The following is a 22,095-nucleotide window of genomic DNA, read 5'->3' as shown; positions in this document are numbered from 1 at the left end:
GCGGGGGTGCGAGACCTACTTCGGGCTATCCGGTGAAGCTTGCTGCCGCAAGAATTCCATCCGCTCCCTGATTCGCTTCTCCAATCCGTTTTCGCTGGGACGGTAGTAAACCCGGCCCTCGGGCAGGTAGGCTTGCGGGACGTAGCCGCCCTCGTAGTCGTGGGCGTAGAGGTATTGCAGCTTCGCGTCTTCCGTGCCGCTGGCAGCGGCTAGCTTTTTGCGGGTCTTGGTCCGGAGGTGCTCCGGGACAGCGAGGGTGCGGCCCTTCTCGACATCGGCCATGGCCTCGCCAAGGGCGGCATAAGCGGTGTTCGATTTCGGCGCGGTGGCGAGATAAACGGTAGCGTGGGCGAGGGGGATGCGGCCCTCCGGCATGCCGATGAACTCGAAGGCCTGCTGGGCATCGACGGCGACGCGCAAGGCATTCGAATCGGCGAGTCCGATATCCTCGCTGGCTGAGATCACCAGACGGCGGGCGATGAAGCGTGGGTCCTCGCCAGCGTGCAGCATCTTGGCGAGCCAGTAGAGTGCGGCATCAGGATCCGAGCCGCGGATCGATTTGATGAAGGCGGAGATGGTATCGTAGTGGGCATCGCCATCGGCGTCATAGACGATGGCCTTGCGCTGGATGGACTCCTCCGCGACCGCGAGGGTAAGATGAATGCCACCGTCCGCTTCCGGCGGGGTGGTGAGGACGGCGAGTTCGAGCGAGGTGAGGGCCTTGCGGACATCGCCGTCCGACATCACTGCGAGGTGTTGGATCGCCTCCGGTTCGACCTTGACGTTCATCCCTCCGAAACCGCGCTCGCTGTCGTTCAGGGCCCGGTGGAGGACTGGCAGGAGATCCTCCGTCGAAACGGATTCGAGCTGGAAGATCTGCGAGCGGGAGACCAGCGGCGAGTTGACGTAGAAGTAGGGATTGTGGGTCGTCGCGCCGATGAAACGAACGGTGCCACGCTCGATGTGGGGCAGCAGGACGTCCTGCTGGGCTTTGTTGAAACGGTGGATCTCGTCGATGAAGAGGACGGTCGTTTCCTTGCGGAGGTCGCGCCAGGTGCGGGCTTGGTCGATCTTGGCGCGGATCTCGGCGACGTTCGACTCGACGCCGTTAAGCGCCTCGAAGCGCGACCCGGTGCTGCGGGCGATGACGCTGGCAAGCGTGGTCTTGCCGGTTCCAGGCGGGCCGTAGAAGATCAGCGAGGTGAAGCGGTCCGCCTCGATGGCGCGGCGCAGGAGTTTGCCCTCGCCGAGGATGTGCTGCTGGCCGGCGATTTCATCAAGCGTGCGGGGCCGCATGCGGGAGGCCAGCGGCTCGCCTTCATGGCGAGTTTCGCTGGCGGGACCGGATGGGGTGGCATCGAAGAGATCGGGCACGCGCCGAATCTAAATCCGCATCCGAAAGTGCCAAGTGCCAAGAAATGCGTATAAGTGCAGGCCTTGGGCGGCGCATTTTCCGGGCGGGTTGTTCAGGGCTTGCCGGGAATTCGCAGCACCCGTAACCGGTAGAGTGCCCTCGGTTGCTGCGTGGTGGTGACCGTGTCCCTCACCGTCACGAAACGTGCGGTATTGTTGAGCGAGAATTCGTCCGAAAGGGTAAAGCCGCCAGTGAACCAGCTCTGCATCTGATTGTAGGAATACTCGAGCTGGATCTGCAGGCTGTCCGGCCCATCAGCCTGATACCAGACCGGGGTCGCAGTGCCGGGGTCGCGAATGCTATTGTAGCGCAGCCGGAAGGCCCCTTCGAATTTCTGCACCCCCGGGCTGGTCGTGGCGAGCGCGGGAATCAAGCGCAGTTGATTGAAGGCGGCTCCGGTCTCCGCGGAGAGGTCGCTGCTGCCTTGCGCCAATTCAATCAGGCCGGGGCGCCCGTCGCCGTCGCGGTCTTCATGGTCGCCTTTGTAGGCATTGATCAGGCCCGGCGGCACGGTGATGACCAGCGGCGAGTCCTCGCTCGGGTTCCCGGAATCCGCGCCGGGGAAAACAATATAGGGGTAATCGCCGGGACCGATGGCGATGGCAGGTGGACCGCTCGCGACCACCGGCATATTGACCGTGTCGAAGTTGCCATCAGCCCTCTCTCGATAATAGACCAGCTCCTGAGAGCCGGGATACCAGAACACCAGATGCAGGCGGTCCAAGCCGTCGAGCGCGGCATCGCAACCGCCAGTCGAGAAACCCAGGAAGACCCTTTCTTCATAACCGCCGGCGATGCGGCGTTCCTCGACCGTGTTGGCTCCCGCTTCATCCGGGATCGGGATGCGGCGCTTGAAGACCATCGGGTTTTGGGTCTTGGTGTTCAGCCCGATCACCCACTTCGGCTCGCCCGTCCCGTGCGTGAGGAGGATCTTCGGGTAAGCCAGCACGGAGTCGATGCCGACGGTCGTGGAGGAGTTGTTAGAGCTGGCGACGATGGTGCTGTATTTCTGCCCCAGGGTGGTCGGGCTGCTCAGATTTTGATGAACTACGGCCAAGGCAGAGCGGACCTGGTAAGGGCTGACGGAGGGATCCTGTAGCGAGGTATTGACCAGGTAGTAACAGTCCTTCCCATCATCGGTGATGGCTTGGTCGATGGAGTGGACGCGGCCGATCGAGTTGAAGATTCCCTGGCTGAAATCGTAAGTGGTAGTTGCATTCAGCGTGGTGGCACCGAGTTCGTAGCTCGAGTTGAGGTTCAGCACGCGCTGGCTATTCGGGGCGACTGCCAAGGTGCTCACCGTGCCAGCGGCACTCACGGCTACGCCCGGAGCGATCGTTTCACTCGCCTGCAAGTCATGGTGATAGTTCCATGCCGAGCTTCCCCACGGCTTGCGCGGAAAGTAAGGGAAGGGCGCGGGCGAGCCTGCGAAGACGTAGTGCTGGGTCGTCGTGTTCCCGTCGATACGGCTCTCGCCAATGAAGCAGGACCGGACGGTCATGCCAGTGCCGCTCTCGACGACGCCCATCTTGGTGCGCAGCGGATAGTCCAGGATATTCAGATAGGCGTAGTCGTCGTCGATGTTGGAATTGTTAGGAGTGCCGGGAGCGAAGCCGTTGGAGAGACTCGCGGTTTCGGCCTGCACGAAGCCGCCTGAAGCGCGCCGATAGCTGAACATCAGGGCCTGCCTGCGGAAGTTGTTGTTCCCTGAAAGCGGAGCGCGCGAATTGATGAAAGCCATGCGCAGCCGCCCATCCGGATCGGTGGCGGCGGAGACGTGGCCCGGAGTGAAGCCATAGTAGGTGTCCACGTTCCACGTGCCCCAGGCCGAGGGTGCTGCCGGATAGGCGAGGAGGTAGCCGCTGATGCCCGCAGGCGTGGGGCCGCCGAGCTTCGAAATATCAGCGGCGCTCAGCGCTTCGTTCCAGAAACCCAGGCTGCCGAGTTTCGCGGGTCCTAGTTCCTGATTCTCGTCGGTGAAAAGATGGAAGGTGGAGGCGAGCGTGGCCGGGCCATTGAAGGACGAGGGCACATCCAAGCCGCTCTGGGAGCCGTTCACGTAGCAGCGCAGCGTTGTCGCTCCGCCCGCGCCGTTGTTAGAGCAGGTGAGCGCCAGTCGATGCCACACCCCGCGGGTGATGGCTCCGCCCCAGCTGAGCGCGCTGCCGGGTGCATAGATCGTGCCTTGGTCCGCATTGACTGCCTGGACGTAAAAGGACACGTCGGTGGTGTTGTCGGGATCGAGTTGCAGGAATCCGGCGTAGGGCGAGAAGGAGTCGAACTTCACGTCCATCACGATGGTCCATTGGTTGCTCCGGGTGGCCCCGGAACCGCCATTGGGTCCGGCGAGGTGGGAAATCGACAGGCGCTTGCCCGGGCTGCTGAAGGGCTGGGTCTGGAGATAGCCGTAGCCCTCGGCGTCAGTGGCAAAACCGTAATCAGTCGGGGTGCTCAAGCCGGTGGGGACCATCGCCGGGTAGGCGGGCTGGCTGCCTTTCAGATTTCCGTTGAGCTGCCACAACCCCTTCGGGTTCGCGAGGTCGGCGCGAGCCGCGGGGATCGCGAGAAGGCACGCCAAAAGGCCTGCCGCAGGCCGAAACCGGTGCAAAAGTGGGTGCATGATGACAGTCAACCTAGCGGTAACAAGACCGCGTGAGAATAGGCCGTACCGCGTACGCGCCCTCGGTTGTCCGCCAAGCACGCACCTGACTGTCAGGCTGCACCCCGCTTGGTCAGGGGAACTTGAACCTAGCGGATGAAGTCGAACTCCGCCGCGGTGGCAAAGTCATCGCCATCGTGGGCGCTGAGGGCGGTGAACTTGATGAAGCGGGCAGTGGTGGCCTGCTTGAAGGGGATCTGGTGGAGCTGGGCATCGTCGGGCAGGTCGCCGCTGGCGATGGGATCGCTCCACGTGTTTCCGTCTTCGCTGGACTGAACGGTGTAGCCCTTGATGCGGCCGTTGCGGCTGTCCTGGCGTGGCAGGACGCTCATGGCGGAGAGCTTCTGGGATTTGCCGAGATCGACGATGACCTCATGCGGGTGCTTGGCGAGGAAGAGTCCATACTGGGTGTGCCAGAAGGTGCCGGGCTTGCCGTCGATGAGATGGTCGGCCTCGCCTTCGCCGGCTTGCTCGCTGCTGGCCTTGAGAATCGACCATTCATCGCGGGCTTGCGGCGCTTCGAGGGAGCGGGTGGCGATGACATCGAACTCCGCGACTGCGGACCACGGGTTGTTCTTAATCTCGCTGAGCGCGACGAGTTTAACGAACTTTGCTTCGCGGGGCTTGTCGAAGTTCACGCGCTCGAGTCCCTGTCCACCGCTGAACTTGCCTTTGGCAGCGCTGCTCCAGGCGGCTCCATCCAGACTGGTGAAGACCTCGTATTCGCCGATACGGCCGTTCTCTTGCTCTTGCCGTGGCAGCACGGTGATCCCGGAGAGCTCGGCCTTCATGCCGAGATCGATGACCAGTTCATGCGGCGGGCGGGGTGAACCAGCCTGCCACTGGGTGTGCCAGTAGGTGTCCGGCTTGCCATCGATGGCATTGGTGGCTTCGCCTTCGTCCTTCTGCTCGCTGTCGGCTTTGACGATCTTCCAGGAGTCCTTCGGCAGGCTGTAGGGGAAGTCGCGGGAAGTGGGCGGCGCTGGCAGTTTGCCTTCCTTCTCCGCCTTGGCTTCGACCGTGCCTGCTTGCTTCAGGACGAAAGGATCTTTCCACGTTTGCCAGTTGCCGCCATTGACGCGGTAGCTGATCCGCGCGTCCGCGGTGGGAGTGTCGAGCACGATGCGGCCGCTGCGGTTGCGCTGGATCAGGACCGGAGCGACGACCGGGACATCGAGGTTGCCGAGCTGGGCCGCGGAGTCCTGGCTGCCGAGGGTGAAGAGAGTGTAGCCGAAGCGATAGGCATCCGAGCGCACGATGTCGCGCTCCATGGGGATGGGCCCGCAGCTAGCTCCGCCGAGACCAAGCACGCGATCTGAAAGGGTGAGCACGCTGCGCTTGGTCGCTGGCAGGTCCTGTGGATGGCGGGCCTGGAGCAAATCCATGGCGGTCCATGGGAGCGCAGCGGCGGACATGCTGCCGCTGCGAGAAGCGATCGCATAGCCGCGGCCCTTCTCATCAGCGATGGCACACCAGCGCACATCCTCATGATTGGCCATGTCCATGGGCTTCGGGTAGGGGACGAAGAGGTCCTTGATGCCGGCCGAGTAGAGGCCGAGGTCAGAGCCGGTCTTGCGGTCCGGGTAGTTCTCGCCGGGGCCGCGGCCATACCAGGTGAAGCGATTGAGCTCCGGCTGGAAGTGCAGCTCCTGCCCGATGGCGGGCAACACGATCGAGGGGCCGACGCCGTAGCCGACGGAATCGAAGGAGAGGATGCCGCCGGGGAAGATGGTCCAGGCAAAGGTGCTCTCGAAGTGGAAGCCATTCTCCGGAATCGGCGCGCCCTTCACGATGCGGTGGAAGCCGCTGTTTTGCTCGGGGACCTTGTCGGCGGTCTGGCCTTGGGACCTGACCTTGGCGATGATCCGGATGTAGTCGCCCGATGAGGCCTTATCGATGCTGACTTCGGTGGCCTTGTCGGCGAGCGTGTGCAGACCATTGCCAAACCAGGCATTGGCGGTCCACTTGTCGTTGTCGGTGAAGGCACGGAAGGCATGGAGGCCGGTATTCGGAAGCTCCGTATCCCCGGAGTTGAGCGAAACCAGTCCGCCGGTCTTGCGGTCGAAGACTGCCTTGAGGCCGTTGCGGGGAGAAACGAGGTTGCCCCCGCTCACCGTGATGAGGCCTTCCTTGTCCTCCACTTGAAGGCCGCTGTTCTTCACCTGCATGGAGACCTCGGGGCGCGAGGTACGCGGCGCGATGATCTGGGAGGCGGCAACCTCGTAGCCTTTCTTTTGCCAGGCGGTGTCTTCCTTCAGGTGGAAGGAGACGCGCAGGGCGTAGTCGTTCATGGCGACGCGCTCGATCTTCTTGAGGGGAATGACGAGTTCCGTCTTTTGGCGCGGGGCGAGGTCGAGTGGCGGCAAGCTGCCTTCATCGATCTGCTTGCCGTTCTCGCTGAGGGACCAGCGGATGTCGAAGTCGGAGAGATTGCGGAAGAAGTATTTGTTGAAGACCTCCACGCGGTTGGAGGAGGGCTCCTTCGAGGTGACCACGATGTCCTGATAGACGCGCTTCACCTCGGCGAAGGCGGGCTTGGGATCGCGGTTGGCGAAGACCACGCCCTTGAGGATGAAGAGGCCGTCGTTCGGCTTGTCCCCGAAGTTGCCGCCGTAGGCCTCGAACTTCTTCACGCCGGGCTCCGGTTTGCCGCGGGCGAGATCGACCGTGACCTTGCCATCGACTTCCTTGGCGTAGATCGACTGGTCCTGCCACTCCCAGATCGAGGCGCCGATGATATTGTCGCTGGAGTCGATGGCCTGCCAGTAGTCGTCCAGGTTGCCCATCGCGTTGTTCATGGTGTGGGCATACTCGCAGATGTAGAAGGGCTTGGTGCGGCCCTTTTGCGCGGCGAGGGAGGCGACCCAATCGACACCGGGATACATGGTGCTATCCACGTCCGGAATCTTGTTGTTGCGCTCGTAGTGGTCGGGACGCGAGGTGTCGATGGCCTTGAGGGCATCGTGCGCGGCCTGGAAGTTCTTGCCGGGGCCGGCTTCATTGCCGAGCGACCAGAAGATCACGGAGGGGTGGTTCTTGTCGCGCTGGACCATGTTCACCACTCGATCGACATGCGCAGCCTTCCACTCCGGCGGATGGGAGAGGGATTGGTCCCCGTAGTAGTAGCCGTGCGACTCGATGTTCGCCTCGTCCATCAGGTAGATGCCGTAGATGTCGCAGAGCTCATACCAGTAGGGATCGTTCGGATAGTGGCAGGTGCGGACATGGTTGATGTTTGCCTCCTTGAGCCGGACGATGTCCTGCATCATGCGCTCGCGGCTGACGGCGTGACCGGTATCCGGCTCCATCTCGTGGCGATTGGTGCCCTTGAGCTTCACGGGTTGGCCATTGATGAGGTAGCGGCCGTCCTTGATCTCCACCTTGCGGAAGCCGGTGCGAAGCGAGACGGCCTCGATAACGCCTTGGCCGGTCCGGCTCTGGCTCTCGATAACGAGTGTATAGAGGTTCGGGGTTTCCGCGGTCCACTTGAGAGGATTCGTGAGCTCAAGCTTCGCGGATATATCGTCCTCTTGACCCGCGGGCGTGATCTGTTCTTCGCCGGGGCCGACCTCGCTCTTTGCAACCACTTTGCCTTGGGCGTCGATGAGCGAGAGCGCGAGCTGTGGCGTGGCAGCCTCGGTCGCACCTAGATTGCGGATCTTGGTGACGACCTTGAGAGTGCCGTCCTTGTAATTCGCATCGAGATCCGGCAGTGCGAAGACATCGCGGATCTGGAATTTCGGCGTGGCATTCAGATAGACGCTGCGAAAGATCCCGCTGAGGCGCCACATGTCCTGGCACTCCAAGTAGCTGCCATCCGAGTATCGGTAAACTTCCGCGGCAATGACGTTTTCCCCGGGCTTGAGGGCCTTGGTGATATTGAAGGCGGCGAGGGTGCGGCTATCCTTGCTGAAGCCGATGTACTGGCCGTTGACCCAGAGGTAGAAGAAGGAGTCGACGCCATCGAAGTTCGCGAAGACCTCCTTGCCATCCCAGTTTGCCGGGATGGTGAAGGTCCGGCGGTAACTGCCGACGGGGTTGCGATCCTTGAACGCAGGCCAATCCTTCGGGGGCTCACCCATGACCTTCGGCCAGTCGCGCTTGAAGGTATAGGATTGGTTCGAGTAGATGGGGGTGTCGTAGCCCTCGAGCTGCCAGCTTGAGGGCACGAGAATGTCCTTCCACGTGGAGACATCGAAGTCCGGCTTGTAGAAATCGGCGGGGCGCTCGGAGGGATTGCCAACCCAATGGAACTTCCACGGGCCATCGAGGGACTGGAAGAAGGGGGACTTCTCGCGGACCACGGCTTGGGCCGAGGCGTGATCGGGAAAGGAGGCGAAGCTGGCGCGCGGCTTTTCCTTATGGAGGGAGAGGTTCTGCTCCTGCTGCCACTCTTGGCCGGTAGGGGCGTCTTGGGCGGAAGCAGGGAAAGCTGCTAGAAGCCCGATGGTTGCCAATAATGTCATTTTCATGGCGAGAAAGTAATTCTGAGTCGCTTCGCGCCATTCGGCAAGCATTCACGCTAAGGAGTGGACAAGAGCCTTGTCCGGGGGCATTGATCGCCGCCGATGGGATCTCTCAAGCACCTGCTCGAAAACAACCGTCAGTGGGCGGAAGCCCAGATCGCGGAAGACCCGGATTTCTTTGCGCGGCTGGCCCGGCAACAAAGTCCGGAATACCTGTGGATCGGGTGCTCGGACAGCCGGGTGCCTGCCAATCAGATCACGGGTCTCGCGCCCGGTGAGGTCTTCGTGCACCGCAACATTGCGAACGTGGTGGTGCAGACGGACTTCAACCTGCTGAGCGTGCTTCAATTCGCGGTGGACGTGCTGAAGGTGAAGCACGTGCTCGTTGTCGGCCACTACGGCTGCGGCGGCGTGCGCGCGGCACTGGAGAACCAGCGGCACGGCGTGGTGGATAACTGGCTGCGGCACATCCAGAACACAGCGCGGCGGAATGAAGCCGAGCTGGGAGCACTGGAACACGAGCTGGCGGTGGACCGCCTGTGCGAGCTGAACGTGATGAAGAACGCCGCGAACCTGGCGCGCACGACGATCGTGGAAGACGCGTGGGACCGCGGGCAGCCACTGGAGATCCATAGCTGGATCTACCGTCTGGATACCGGGCGGATCAGCGTGCTGAACGATCCGATCACGCCGGCTTCCTAGGCTCGGTTTTCAGCCAGGAAGTCCCGGGCGCATTGCTCGGCGCGCTGGCGTGCGCTTGCGCCGGAGCTGCAGACGCGCGGATCGTCGTTGGATGAGCCGATCTCCGCGCTCGTGGCTTCGTGCATGACGGCCCACCACCATTGATCCTTGTCCATCTCCTCGGCGCGAAGCATCAGGCCATCCCAGATGGCGGTGCAGTCATCGTCGAGGTCGCCGGTCCAGATCGGTTGTTCGGGGTCTGCCATCGGGCTTAAATCGGAAAGCGCGGTTCCTCGCGGGAGTCGCGGAACTTCATGGCCGCCTCGGTGCGGGAACGGACGTGGAGCTTCTCGTAGACGTGCTTGAGATGCACGCGGACGGTCTCGACGGAGATGTCGAGGCGATCGGCGATTTCCTTGTTGGCGAGGCCTTCGCAGAGGAGTTCGAGAATCTCGGTCTCGCGCTTGGAGAGTTTGACTTCGTCGGCGGCGGGCTCGGTCTTGATGGGCTGGTGGAAGGCTTCTACCACGCGGCGGGCGATCTCCGCGCTCATCGGGGCACCTCCGGAGCGGACGTCGCGGATGGCATCGCGGACATCGGCAGGGGTCGAGCGCTTCAGGAGATAGCCGGAGGCTCCGGCCTTGAGAGCCGCGAAGATCTTGTCGTGGTCCCGGTAGACGGTGACCATGATGACCTGGACCTCGGGGAGGTGCTGCTTGACGCGCGCGGTGGCTTCGATGCCCGACATGCCGGGCAGGTTGATGTCCATCAGCACGACGTGCGGGCGGAAGGCGTCGATCTTTTTGAGGGCGTCCTCGGCTGAGGTCCAGACGCCGACGCAACGGCAATCGGGCGCGGACTCGACGATCTTGCGCAGGCCGTTTCCGAGTGCGGCGTTGTCCTCGACGATGGCGACGTCAGTGGTGGGTTCCTTGGACATGGATGGGTTTTGGAGAGTTTAGGAATCGCCGGGCGGGGTGGCAAGCAAGGGAAGGATCAAGGTGACCTTGGTGCCTTGGCCACGGGCGGTCTCAATCTGGACGCTACCGCCGGCCTCGGCCATGCGGCGGTCGAGATTGCCGAGGCCATCGCCGCCACTGCCGCGGGCGTAATCCATGAGAAAGCCACGGCCGTTGTCCTCGATGTGGATCTCGAGCTGGCTGCCTTCGAGGGCAATGCGCAGCTTCACCTCGCTGGCTCCGGAATGCTTGACGATGTTGTTCAGGGCCTCGCGCGCGGCGAGGAAGATGCCGTGGCGCTCTGCCGCAGCCAGGGGGTGCTCGGGGATCTCGCGGGCCACATCGCTGCGCAGGGGAATGCGGGCGATGTCGAGGAACTCGCGGGCAAAGGCGGCAATGTATTCGACCAGTGAGCGGAGGGTATCCTCGCGCGGGTTCACGGCCCAGACGATTTCGTCGAGGCTGCCTACCACGTGCTTGGCCTTGGTCGAAAGCTGGTCGAGCGGCGGGTGGAGGGGGCCATCGGCGGCGTCCTCGGCAGCGAGCGCGGCGAGGATGGAGATCTCGGTGAGGCTGGCGCCGAGGTCGTCGTGCAGGTCGCGGGCGATGCGCGCGCGTTCGGCCTCGCGGGCATTGCGGATCCTGAGCTTCTCGATACGCCGCTTCATGCGCGAGCGCGCCAGCAACCAGCCGGTGCCGGCGGCCATGGCAAGGACCAGCAGGCTGATCGTGGAGACAAACCAGGTGGTCTCCCAGAAATGCGGGCTGATGATCAGGCGAAGCGTGGCGGGGCTGTTGCTGGGCACGCCATCGCCATTCACAGCCATCACTTCGAAGTGATAGTCGCCGGGCGGCACCGCCTCGAAGGAGGCGACGCGCTGGTTGCCCAGTTCGCGCCAATCGTCATCAAGGCCGGCAAGGCGTGCGCGGTAGGTGATCTTTTCCGGAGCGCTGAAGCCGAGGCCGAGGAAGCGGAACTCGACGCGCGATCCGCCGGGGCCGGCCTCGATGCGGGCGCTGCTTTCGTCGTGCTGCACGCCGTTGACGCGCACAGAGCTGAGATAGACCGGTGGTGGCACGCGGTTGATTTCCACCAATTCGGGACGAACTCGGACGATGCCATTGCCGGTCGGGAACCAGAGCCAGCCGTCCTTGCCCTGCCAGCCCGCCGGTTGATAGCCGCCGATGCATTCTCGTGTGGGCAGGCCGTCGGAGCGGTCGAGGCGCAGCCAATGCAGGGGGGCATCCGGCTTCGAGGCCCGCTCTAACAATTCCTTGCGGCTCGCGCGGAGGATGCCGCCAAGCGAGCCGAACCAGAACTGGCCGCGGCCGTCATCGACCAGGCAGGTGAGGCGCTCGTCGGGGATGCCATAGCCACTTCCGAATTGCCGCCATGTCTTGCCATTCCACAGGAACAGGCCGCTGCCGAGCGTGGTGGCCCAGATCTCCTTGTCTGACTTGGCGAGGATCGAGGAGATCCAGCGGTGTTCCAGGTCGGCGGTTTGGCCCAGGGGCTTGAAGCCGTTCTTCGCATCACCGCGGTAAACGCGGCCATCGATGGTGCCGACCAGGATGTCCTTACCGCGGGCACCGGGAGAGATGGTCGCGAGGTCGGCTTCCGGCAATCCGTCCTCTTGGCCGAATTGGCGGACGACCTCGTTTTGGTAGGAAGCCAAGCCTTGCGAGCCGGCGAACCAGATGGTGCCTGAAAGATCTTGGGCGAGGGCGCGGACCTTCGAAGGGGTCTGGGTCTTCGCGAACTGGGATTTGAACTCGCCATCGCGGCGCGCAAAGACGGTGCCGTCGCGGGAGGCGGCCCAGAGGACGCCATCGCGATCCTCGAAGAGAGCGCCGATCGAGCGATTGGGCGTGACGTCGACTTGCTCGGCGTTTTCCGGAGTCCAGCGCGTCAGGCCACCGCGGCGGTGGGCGATCCACCAATCGCCGCTGCGGGTCTGCATCACGGCGAGTACCGCGTTGTCCGCCAAGCCATCGCTGAAGTCGAGGACGTCGACCCGGCTCGGCCGGACTCGTGCCAGGCCGTTGATGGGGCTGGAGATCCAGACATTGCCCTCCTTGTCTTCCAACAGCTCGCTGAATGCGAGGGGCGTGCTGCTGCCGGGAATCGTGACCACCATCGGCGTGCTGCCCGGAGCGGAGACGACGAGTCGGCCTTCGCTGTCAGAAGACCAGTGGCGTCCCTCGCGGTCGGTGAGTGCCGGCGGTGTATCGGAGTCGATGCGGCGACCGCCATTGGTTTGGGCCTTGAGATCGGCATCGAAGAGCGCGAGCAGCGGCTCAGACGGCGTGGTGACCTCCTGTGCGGCATTGCCGTCCATGCGGTGGATCTCGGTGCCGCGCTTGAAATAGATGGTGTGCGATTCGTCCTCGATCAGCTGCGCGACCAGGGGCGGTCGCGGTTGGCGAGTCTCCGGCAGGACCCGCTCGAACTTGCCGCTGCGGAGGCGGAAGAGGCCGCCCTGGAAGGTGGCGACCCAGATATCCTTGTTCGAGGTGGCGAAGATCCGCCAGAAGGCGAAGCGGTTGCGGCGCTGTTCGCCGTCGAGCTCGATCGGCTGGAATTCCAGGCCATCAAAGCGCGCGATGCCTTCCGCGGTGGCGATCCACAAATAGCCGTCCGGAGACTGGGTGATCGAGCGGACAACGTTGCCTGGCAGCCCATCCTCGGATTGCCAGATCCGCACCAGCAAATCGCGCTCCTGCGCTACGGCGGGGAGCCGCAGCAAAAAGAGGAGCAGGGTGAGGACGACAAGCCGCACGCAGTCAGTCTGAAGGAGCGGAAGAGCTTGTCGAGAGTCCGCAAGCAGGGGCTTTGCCGGGCGGGGCATCATTCACTCAAGCAAAAGCACCCGGTAGTAGCAGGATCCGGCAGGAGGGTTCGTATCGGTAAAGGAACCAGTGCCGCCCACGCTGCCGATCAGATCCCAGTCGTCAGCTCCCAGCGTATCGCTGCGGCGGACCTCGAAGTCCAATCCCGGGGCGGAGGGCCAAGTGAGGGTGAATCCTCCGGGGCCCCGGCTGCCGCTTGCCTTGAAGGAGGAGTTGGCGTCCCTCGGGTCCAAGCCGAGGCGGAATTCAATCTGGTTGCTGGTGCCGTCGCCATCGGGGTCGGCACTAGGCGCAGCATCGGGGTTGCTGCTGCTGCCGAAGTGCTCGATCTGCCATTCCTCGAAGGGCGTCAGGATCGGGGTGACGACAAGGCGCACCTGGCCCGCCGTGGCGGTGCTGACCGTGGCCTCGTATCCCGGAGGCAGGGTGCCGATCGCTAGCGACTCATCGTCGAGGCTGCCGGTGTAGGTCATTAGCGTGTAGGTCCCCGCGGCGAAGCCCGGGAGCGCGGCGACTTGCAGGGTGCCCGCCAAGGTGAGGTCACCCGTGACCGCGATCTTGTCAGGGACAGTGCCGAGATCAAAATTGAGGCTGCTGCTCGCGGCCAGATTGAGGCCACCGGCGAGGGTCAAGGTGCCTACAGGAGCGAGAGTGCCTTGGCAGGTGACGGTGCCGCCGATAGTGCCGCTGCCACCCAAGGTCCCGCCGCTTTCCACGGTGGTCGTCGTACTTCCGAGCGATCCGGTGACGATCAGCTTCCCGGCGCTCACGGTCGTGGGGCCGGTATAGGTGCTGACCCCGGCGAGGGTCAGCGCGGCGCTGCCGGTCTTCTGGATCGCGGTACGGCTGCTGCCATTGCCGTTTTGGATGACTCCTGCAAAGGTGGAATCGAGGTTCTTCGCGCCGATCTGCCAAGTGACAACGGTATTGGCGGGCGGATTGTTATTGTCCGGAGTACTGCCGGAGAGGGCGGAGCCTGCGGAGCCGGTGAGACAGCCGATGGGCAGGGTGTGGGTGTAGTTCAGGAAGCTGAGGGCCACCGCCTTGTCCGCCAGCGAGAGGGTCGCCGCCGGGAGACCACCGGTATGGGCAAGGCGGAAGAGCCCGCCATCTGCATCCGTGGTGACGTTGATCGTGCCGCTGAATGCAGACCAATCGGCCAAGGTCTTGAAGCGGACGTAGGGGACATAGACATTGAGCGTGCCAGCGCCGGTCAGGGTCCCGCTGAGATCCATGCGCGAATCACAGCGCAGGGTGCCCGTTTGGCCGGCAGCGACCTGCATGGCGTAGTTGGCAGTGCTGTAGGTGGCGGAATTGTCCAACTGCTGGAGTGCGCCGCCCTGGAAGATGATGGGGCCGGAGCCAATGGTAGCCATGGCCGCCTCCGTGCTGGTGGCGAGAGTCCCGGCATTCAGATAGGTGCCACCGGAGTAGGTGTGTGCGTTCGCAAAGGTAAGCGTGCCGGTGCCCGACTTGGTGAGTGAGCCGTTGCCGATGATTTTGCCCGTGCCGGCGAAGCTGTAGTTCTTGGCGGCATCAATGATTACGTGGTCAGGCTCCAGATCCTGCGCCAGGTCGATCGGCGTGGTGGCATTTCCATCCTGAGTGAAGGACGCGGTGGCTCCTGTTAGAAAGCTCGCGGGAGCAGACCCGTTGGTCCAGTTGGCGGTCGAGGTATTCCATTGGCTGTTGACGCTGCCGGTCCAGGTGAGATCTCCGCTACCGCCGGGTTGCTGGGCAAGCGTCATGGTGACAACACCCGGAGTCATGGTGCTGAAGGTCGCGACCAAGGTGGAGCCCTGCGGAGCCAGCCAGGTAAAGGCGGGTGTGCCGCTCAAAGTCCCGGTGTAGCTGAGCACGGTGTAGGTGCCCGCCACGGGATTGTAGCCTGCCGCCGGACGCAGCACCGCAGTCGCGCCAAAGCTGAGATTGCCGGTGACAGCGAGTGGCGTGGAGTCGTGCTCGATAATCGCGCCGGCTTGAAGCGAGAGATTCGCGGCGATGGTGCCGCTGCCCCCAATGGCGGCTCCGCTTTGCACCGTCACGGCGCTGCCGGTGATGCTGCCATTCAAGCGCAGGCTCCCGGCGCTGACGGTCGTCGCGCCGGTGTGGGTGGATGCGCCTGCTAGAGTCCAGGTGCCGGAGCCGATCTTTGTGACCGCGGTGGTGCCGGTGCCATTGACGATCGCTCCTTCAAAAGTGGCGTCGGTATTCTTGCCGCCGACACGCCAGGTGACCGTGCGACCGGCGGTAGGTCCGCCGCCGAGTCCCGAACTGGCGCCGCCGGAAAGCTCGCCGATATCGAGGGTGGGGCTGCTGCTGGAGACGTTGTAGTAAATGTAGCAATCGGCACCCGCGGAGATGGCGGCGGCACCGTAACCGAAGGTGTTGCTGATGCGCATTTCTCCGCCGTCGCCGCCGCCGAGAACGTTGATCCGGCCGCTGAAGGCGGACCAGTTGCCTTTCAGGTCGGTGCGGACATAGGGCGTATAGTAGTCGAAGGTGCCACCGCCGGTAAGACTACCGGTCAAGCTGCAGCGACCGTCGGCATTGAGCCGGCCGCTTGCGCCTGTAGGAACGATCAGATTCCATGCCGCCGTTTCGCTCGCCTGGACATCGGCCATGGTGAGAGTGCCGCTGGAAAGGGTGACGCTGCCGGTTCCTAGGGCCGAGCTGTTCGCGGTAGAGCCGGCAAGATAGATGGTGCCAGAGGAGATGAGGGTGCCGCCACTGTAAGTATTGTTCTTCGCCAGGATCAGGGTGCCGGGTCCGGTCTTGGTCAACTTGCCAGTGCCCGTGGCCGTGCCACTGATCTGCATCGAACTACTCGCAACCGCGATATCGAAAGTGCCGCCGGAACTGCCCAGCGTGAGGCTGCGGTTCGTATTGGTCTGCAGCCCGGTGAGACGCAGCGTGCCGCCATTAATGACGAGATTACTAGCGCCGACCGAGGCCGCGCCAATGGAACTCGGAGTGCCAGCATCGCCCAAGGAGGAAACAGCGAGCACGCCGCCATTGATCGTAGTGGCACCCGTGTAGTCATTGTTGGTATCCACAGTGAGCGTGCCGCTCCCGGACTTGGTAAGTCCGCCGCCGCCGCTGATGATGCCGGAGCCTGAGAAGCTGTAATCCGCGGAGGAATTCACCGCGACGGAGCCAACCGGCAGAACGCCGCTCAAGCTGACCGCAGGAGCCGCCGAGCCACTGTCATCGAAGCTAACGGCATCGCCGGCAACGAAGATGTCAGCAGACCCGCCGAGCTTCCATGTCTGGCTCGACGCGAGGTCCCATGCATTGCCAGAACCGCGCCAGGTTACGGCAGAAGGCACCCGTGTGACCGGCACCGTGAGCGTGACCGCTCCCGATCCAGCATTAAGCGCGTAGGGTGTGCCAGGCGGAACGGTTGCGGCCAAGTTCGACACGCTGCCGCTCAGCGTTCCGGTGTAGGTGATCAAGGTGTAGCTTCCCGGTGGTAGCGGCGCCCCGCTAGGGGACTTGATCACCAAGCCGACCTTGCCACTGAGGCTGAGATTGCCGGTGATCGCCACCAGATCGTTGGCAGCGCCGGGTGTCGAAAGATCGAGGCCGAAATAAGAGCCATCTTGAGCTGTTAGGCCGCCGCCGAGCTGAAGCGTTCCTGCATTCCCCATTCCGTTTCCCGGAACCAAGCCACCGCGATAGCCAAGGACAACGGGCTGGGCGAAGTTGCCGGTGCCCCCAATCCTGCCGCCACTCATACCACCGGTGAGACTGCCACCCCATGTGCCGCCCCAGACAGTGACGGGGCTTTGTTGAAGACTGCCGTTCAGGATAAAGGCTCCGTCCCACACAGTGGTGCTGCCGCTGAAGCTATGGGCACCTGAGAGAGTGAGTGAACCGGAGCCGGCCTTCACCATCTTCATCGTGCCAGCAAGGGCGCCGCTGCTGCCATCGAAGCTCTGGTTCTTCGGCGAATAGACCGTGAATGCCGAGGGTTGAAGCGTGCCGTTCAGCAGGACGGGAGTCGAGTTGTCGGCCGCGATGTCGAAGCGGACGGACTTGCCCGCGGCGAAGGTGCTGTTAGAGCCATTCGCCTGCCAGCTAGCCGTTGTACCATTGTCCCAAGTGCTGGCACCTGCACCGCCGCGCCAGACGAGGTCCGCTTGCACCACGGGCGGCGGCTGGGGCGGGGTCATGCCGTTCCCGAGGTAGTAATCCACATAGGATGCCTGCACGTAACCCTTGGTCGTCGTCTGGTTGCGATACTGCGGGTTGTGCATCAGGGTATACAGCCGCGTGGTCGCCGGAGTGTCGGTGGTGTAGATCCGCAGTTCCGAGTTGTCGCTGGCAACCACCAGCATCTCCTCGCGCCAATCGCCGAAGAGGTCACCCCAGAAGGCCGGCCGTCCGCCATAGGCCTGATAGTTGCCGGTTGGCGCTGCGCTGTCGTTGTAGATGGTGAGGATGCGACCGAGGCCGCCGGGGCTGGCGGGATTGAAGCCGTCCACCGTCGGCGACTCACCGCTGCTGCCGGGAACCCCCACGAACTCACGGCTCAGGTTGCCATCCCACCAGATCGCCTCGGGCGGAAAGGGCTGGGTGGAATAGATCCGCTCGCCCTTGGCGTTGTAGATCCCGGCTTGGGTGGAGAACATTTCGTAGCCCTTCTGGCTGGCATCGATGTCTGCCGCCACCCCGCGGCCGACGTCGACCACGCCACCGGCATACCACTTGCGGATGAACTTGCCGGTAGCGGCCTCGATTAAAGCCGTAGCGAGTCCACTGCCGTTGTTCTGCTGGATCAGGAAGGTCTCCAGTCCGGGTCGGTCCGGATCAATGTCGCCCATGTGGAAGCGGTCGCCGTGGACGATTTCCGGGGTGTTGAAGAGCTGAAGGCCGTTGTCATCGATGCCGTAGCCGATATCGATGAACTCGTCCTTGCCGTCGTTGTCCGGATCGCCGATGCGGATCTGGTGCCCTTCCGGCGCATGCTCGTCCAGGGTGTCCGCATCGTAGCTCCAACGCTGGGAGAGCACGCCGCCGCGGTAGTCCCAGACGGTGGTCAGGCCTTGGAATCCGCCATCATCGCGGCGGTTCTTGGCGGCAAGCAGCACTGATGGGCGGCGGCCGTCCGGGAAGAAGATCCCCATGTGGCCATTCAGCGGGCCATCGGCGAGGTAGGGATTCGGGACCGGAGCGCGGGCTATCTCCGCGCCGGTAAGGCCATTGACGACCGAAAGGAACTGCTTGCGGCTATCCGCTTCGACCAGCGTGTTGCCATCGCCGAAGACCACGCCACTGGCGGTGCGGATCAGCACCTCGGCCACGCCGTCGCCATCCATGTCATAGACGGTCATGTTGTCGCCATGGCCGATGCCGATGGTCGAGGAGCCGGGCTCGATGTTGTAGTGGTTGGTGCTGTTAGGCCCCATGTTCATCCGCCACAGGAAGGTCCCGTCGCGCTTGTAGGCCTCCACGAACTGCCGCTGGTCGGCCACATTCTGGTTGTAGCGATCCACCACGAAGTCGTATTCGCCGTTCCCATCGAGATCGCCGACCCAGCAAAACTTCACCTTGTGCGCGCCATCGGGCGTCGGCTGGAGCGGAATCGGGATATACTGACGGGCAGGCGGATTGGCGGGCAGGATGGCGCCCGTGCTTTGCGGATGGGCGTAAGTGTCGGGTACTTCGACGCCGCCGAGCACGGGTTTCACCGTGTAGGTATAGGAGGTGGTGGAGAGGCTTGCCGGGGTATCAGTGTAGTCGGTGGTGGTGCTGAGCGGCGTGTTGTTCAGCTTCACGGCCGCGGTGCCATTGGCCGAGCGGTAGAGATTGAAGGCGATACCCTCCGGATCATTGCCGAGCAGACGCCAGCTCACATAGACCTGCGTGTTCGGACTTTTCTTGCGGATGGCCGTGACTCCGCGCCCGAGGGACTCAAGCTGGCGCTGGGCAAAGGCGGTGCCACAGCATGCCAGGAAGATCAGGATGGCGAGGGCGCTTTTCGGGTTGAGCCGCGTGGTCATGGGTTTCGACAGATGGCCGGGAGCTGGGCCATTCCGCTGCGTGAGAGGGAACACCGCAGCGCTTGCTGCGGTCGATACCATGAGCGGGTTAGCGCTACGGTGAGACCCCGCGGTGGCGGAGAACCCGATAGCCGAGTGCTGCCGCAAGAATAGTCACCAAGACGGCAAGCCGGATTTCGCGATGAGGGCGCGCCTGTGGGTGTGCCTCGATGACTGCAGGAGCTTCCGCGGCCGGTGGCGATTCCGGCGCTTGCCCGCCACCGAGCGAGGCCAAGCTCAGGCTCGGATCATCGGCATGGATCTGTTTTGTGGCCACGGGCACAACCTCCCGGCCGAAGGGTTTGCTCGTCTGATCGAAGACCTGGATGCTGCCGGATTCCAGCGTTGTCAGTCGCGGAAAGAATCGCGCGGTGAATGCCAGCGGCCAAGCCTCGGGCCGGCCATAGGTGACCACGAGGGCAACTTTTTCGTGAGGCTCGAAGATGCATTCCGTGGAACGCGGCAGCATGGCCTGCCCGCCAGCCCTGACCTCGAATAAATCACCAGCCATCTCCGCTAACAGCGGCTGGGCTAGCTGTTGGCCCTGCCCATCGAAGCTCCCGGGCGCTCGCTCGCCGAGAAGCGCTGCGGCAAACTTATAGGACGTCCGGACCACCATCCGCATGCGGTCTGCATGAATCCGGACCTCCGTTTCATTCTCGAAGCCGAGGTGAGCGCTCGCCGGACCGATGCAGGCAAGCAGCAATAGAAGCCATAGTGTCAGCCGGCCCCTCACGGATCGGTGCGGAAGGGCGCGGCGGGTAGCCCGGCGGAGTTGTAGAGATTCGCTCCAGCCGGGTTGTCGGCCCAGGCATAGCGCACGTAGGCCGGGCGCGGGACCAGCGGGCTCGAGACGACCACGGTATTGCCCTCGATCTCCGCAGTGCCCCAGACGAATTTCCGGTCATCGCCGGCGACGGCGAATTGCTTCAGGGAAGCACCTTGGGCCATCAGGCCGCTTGCGGTATTTTCGAAGTGCAGCCGGACCCGTCCGTCTTCGATTTCCGCGGACTTGTAAGTCGGACCGGAGGCGATGACGTCCTTCTGATAGGCGTCGCGCAGCGCCAGCAGGGCGAGGCGCTTGCCGACGTCTTGCTTGTTGCGCGGGTGGACATCCTTCTCGTCGCCGATGTCGATGGTGAGAGCCATGCCGGTGTGGGGCAGGTTCAGTGAACTGGCCTGAGCCTCGCGCATGCTGGCGAGGCTACTGGAACCGGGATCGGGGGCGGGCACCTTGTTGGGCGCGAGTTGGACGAAATAGAAGGGGAACTCACCCCGGCCCCAGCGCTTGCGCCAATCACCGATCAAGGCGGCCTGCAAGGCAGGGTAGAGGTCCCTGCTGCCGAGATTCGACTCGCCTTGGTACCAGATGGCTCCGCGAATGCCATAGGGGATCACCGGGGCGATCATGCCGTTGAAGAGCACGCTCGGATTGTGTTGGTCCTGCACCGGGTCGGGTTGCTTCGGGGCCTTGCCCTTGCGGCCACCCTCCGTCCATTTGGCCATGGCCATGCCGTAGTCGGTGTAGGCCTTCGGATCGTCGCGATAGGCGATGAACTTCTTGCCGAAGGCATCGCGCAGTGCCTTGAGGGAATCCTGCTTGGCCAGTTCCTCCTTGCTGATCCATGCCTCCGCGGTGCTGGCACCATAGGCGCAGGTGATCAGACCCACCGGCACGCCCAACTGCTCTTGCAGATTCCGAGCGAAGAAGTAGGCGACGGCGGAGAAGTCCCCGGCGGTTTCCGGCGAGCAGACATTCCATTGTCCTTCAAGCTCACGCTGGGGATCTTCCCGCATGGTCCAGTCGGCGCTGAACATCCGGATCTTCGGGTGCTTGGCGGCCGCGACTTCGCTCTGCCAATCCTTGGTTCCCGAGAAGGAACGCTTGGCAGTGGAGGCAACGGTGAAGTCCATGTTCGATTGACCGGAGCAGAGCCAGACTTCGCCGACCATCACGTCCGAATAGGAGCGTGTGGCATCGGCAGTGACTTTCAGTTCGTAGGGGCCGCCTGCCGGAATCGCGGGCAGGTCCAGATGGAAGCAGCCCTTGTCATCCGCGGTAGTGGTGACGCTCTGACCCGCGATCTCGGCCTTCACCGTGCTAGCGGCTTTCGTTCTGCCCCAGAGCGGATTCGGCGTGTCGCGCTGGAGCACCATGTGGTCGGAGAAGACCCGCGGCAGCCAGAGGTCCGCGGCCAGCAGTTGCTTGCCGAGCTCCGTACCCCGCAGGGATTCAGCCATGGTCCGCGCATTGAACTCCGCTCCGGCGGGGCCGGTATGCGTATGATCGGTGCCGGCAAAAAGCAGCGCCGTCTTCTCTTGTCCGATGGCTTCATAGCGATCGGCGAGGATGGAATTGAAGTCGACGAACTCTGCTCCGCCCTGCTTCGCGACTTCTTTCGCCCAGCCCGCGTAGCCGCCTTCCGCACGGCCTACCTTGCCATCCTTCCAGTCATTCCGCGGGATGAGCGAGACCACGATGGGAGTGGCGCCTTTGGATTTGGTGTCGGCGACGTATTTGCGCAGATACCAGCCGTAGCTGTGCACCGTTTCCGCTTGGCCGTCGGTCTTGCGAACGATGTCCTCGGTCTCCTCGCCGATGCCCTTGATCGAGGCCCGGCAGCGGTCGTCATTGAGCGGCCCGCCGTCGTTGTGGCCGAACTGCATCAGCACGAAATCGCCGGCCTTGAGATTCGCCATCACCGCATCCCAGCGGCCTTCGGTGAGGAAAGTCCGGCTGCTGCGGCCGCCGATCGCACGGTTGATCACCTCGATCTTCGCGGGATCGAATTCCGCCACCAAGGGATCGCCCCAGCCTTCCTGGCCACTGGTTTGGTTGCGGACCGTGGAGTCCCCGATGATGAAAAGAGTCGGCTTCGCCCCGGCAGCCGCGATCAAGCAAGCGACAAAGGGAGCGAGGAAAAGGCTGCGCATGCGCGGACTATGCCTGTTTCTTCGCCCTCTGTCTCGTAACCAGAACGGGGTAACACTTTCTGGGTGTATTGCGCGAAAGGATGCGGTC

The 22,095-nt window shown here is 63.4% G+C and carries 10 protein-coding genes; 1 reads left to right on the top strand and 9 read right to left on the bottom strand.

Translation table 11 applies throughout. The features are described from left to right. Positions 1–15: 15 nt before the first annotated feature. The 3 genes from BV071_RS02560 to BV071_RS02550 all read right to left on the bottom strand — a co-directional run bounded on the left by BV071_RS02560 (position 16) and on the right by BV071_RS02550 (position 8,545). Positions 16–1,374: a replication-associated recombination protein A gene (locus BV071_RS02560; RefSeq protein ID WP_035601538.1), complete on the bottom strand. Its 1,359-nt coding sequence runs from the start codon at positions 1,372–1,374 to the stop codon at positions 16–18. 92 nt (positions 1,375–1,466) lie between these two features. Next, positions 1,467–4,034: a LamG-like jellyroll fold domain-containing protein gene (locus tag BV071_RS02555; protein WP_265593982.1), complete on the bottom strand. Its 2,568-nt coding sequence runs from the start codon at positions 4,032–4,034 to the stop codon at positions 1,467–1,469. 128 nt (positions 4,035–4,162) lie between these two features. Next, positions 4,163–8,545, bottom strand: a complete 4,383-nt coding sequence (locus tag BV071_RS02550; protein WP_265593981.1) for a glycoside hydrolase family 2 TIM barrel-domain containing protein — start codon at positions 8,543–8,545, stop codon at positions 4,163–4,165. A 96-nt stretch (positions 8,546–8,641) separates the two neighbouring features. Between BV071_RS02550 and can the strand changes: the two genes are divergently transcribed. After that, complete coding sequence (gene can / locus BV071_RS02545; protein WP_035601532.1) at positions 8,642–9,241, top strand: carbonate dehydratase; 600 nt, start codon at positions 8,642–8,644, stop codon at positions 9,239–9,241. Here the strand turns inward: can and BV071_RS02540 are convergent. The 6 genes from BV071_RS02540 to BV071_RS34655 all read right to left on the bottom strand — a co-directional run bounded on the left by BV071_RS02540 (position 9,238) and on the right by BV071_RS34655 (position 22,007). Then, positions 9,238–9,486, bottom strand: coding sequence for a hypothetical protein (locus BV071_RS02540; RefSeq protein WP_035601529.1), 249 nt, complete (start codon positions 9,484–9,486; stop codon positions 9,238–9,240). The genes can and BV071_RS02540 overlap by 4 nt on opposite strands. 5 nt (positions 9,487–9,491) lie before the next feature. Further along, positions 9,492–10,160, bottom strand: coding sequence for a response regulator transcription factor (locus BV071_RS02535; RefSeq protein ID WP_035601524.1), 669 nt, complete (start codon positions 10,158–10,160; stop codon positions 9,492–9,494). Positions 10,161–10,178: 18 nt separating this feature from the next. Continuing rightward, complete coding sequence (locus tag BV071_RS02530; protein WP_265593980.1) at positions 10,179–12,959, bottom strand: sensor histidine kinase; 2,781 nt, start codon at positions 12,957–12,959, stop codon at positions 10,179–10,181. A gap of 72 nt (positions 12,960–13,031) precedes the next feature. After that, entirely contained in the window at positions 13,032–19,034 is a 6,003-nt protein-coding gene (locus tag BV071_RS32385) for an autotransporter-associated beta strand repeat-containing protein (RefSeq protein ID WP_052572787.1), read from the bottom strand. A gap of 94 nt (positions 19,035–19,128) precedes the next feature. Next, positions 19,129–19,809 carry a hypothetical protein gene (locus BV071_RS02520; RefSeq protein WP_265593979.1) on the bottom strand — a complete coding sequence of 227 codons (681 nt, stop codon included), beginning with the start codon at positions 19,807–19,809 and terminating at the stop codon, positions 19,129–19,131. Further along, positions 19,806–22,007 carry a sialate O-acetylesterase gene (locus tag BV071_RS34655; protein ID WP_052572786.1) on the bottom strand — a complete coding sequence of 734 codons (2,202 nt, stop codon included), beginning with the start codon at positions 22,005–22,007 and terminating at the stop codon, positions 19,806–19,808. The genes BV071_RS02520 and BV071_RS34655 overlap by 4 nt, the downstream gene beginning before the upstream one ends. Between the last annotated feature and the right edge of the window lie 88 nt (positions 22,008–22,095).

This window comes from Haloferula sp. BvORR071 (assembly GCF_000739615.1).
Taxonomy (GTDB): domain Bacteria; phylum Verrucomicrobiota; class Verrucomicrobiia; order Verrucomicrobiales; family Akkermansiaceae; genus Haloferula.
The sequence above is the reverse complement of the archived record's forward strand: the minus strand, read 5'-3'. Positions and strand labels throughout refer to the sequence as shown.

What these genes read in the sequence shown, in the direction of transcription:
- BV071_RS32385 (WP_052572787.1), bottom strand. Translation starts at nt 19,034, where the DNA reads ATGACCACGCGGCTCAACCCGAAAAGCGCCCTCGCCATCCTGATCTTC.
- BV071_RS02535 (WP_035601524.1), bottom strand. Translation starts at nt 10,160, where the DNA reads ATGTCCAAGGAACCCACCACTGACGTCGCCATCGTCGAGGACAACGCC.
- BV071_RS34655 (WP_052572786.1), bottom strand. Translation starts at nt 22,007, where the DNA reads ATGCGCAGCCTTTTCCTCGCTCCCTTTGTCGCTTGCTTGATCGCGGCT.
- can (WP_035601532.1), top strand. Translation starts at nt 8,642, where the DNA reads ATGGGATCTCTCAAGCACCTGCTCGAAAACAACCGTCAGTGGGCGGAA.
- BV071_RS02540 (WP_035601529.1), bottom strand. Translation starts at nt 9,486, where the DNA reads ATGGCAGACCCCGAACAACCGATCTGGACCGGCGACCTCGACGATGAC.
- BV071_RS02555 (WP_265593982.1), bottom strand. Translation starts at nt 4,034, where the DNA reads ATGCACCCACTTTTGCACCGGTTTCGGCCTGCGGCAGGCCTTTTGGCG.
- BV071_RS02550 (WP_265593981.1), bottom strand. Translation starts at nt 8,545, where the DNA reads ATGAAAATGACATTATTGGCAACCATCGGGCTTCTAGCAGCTTTCCCT.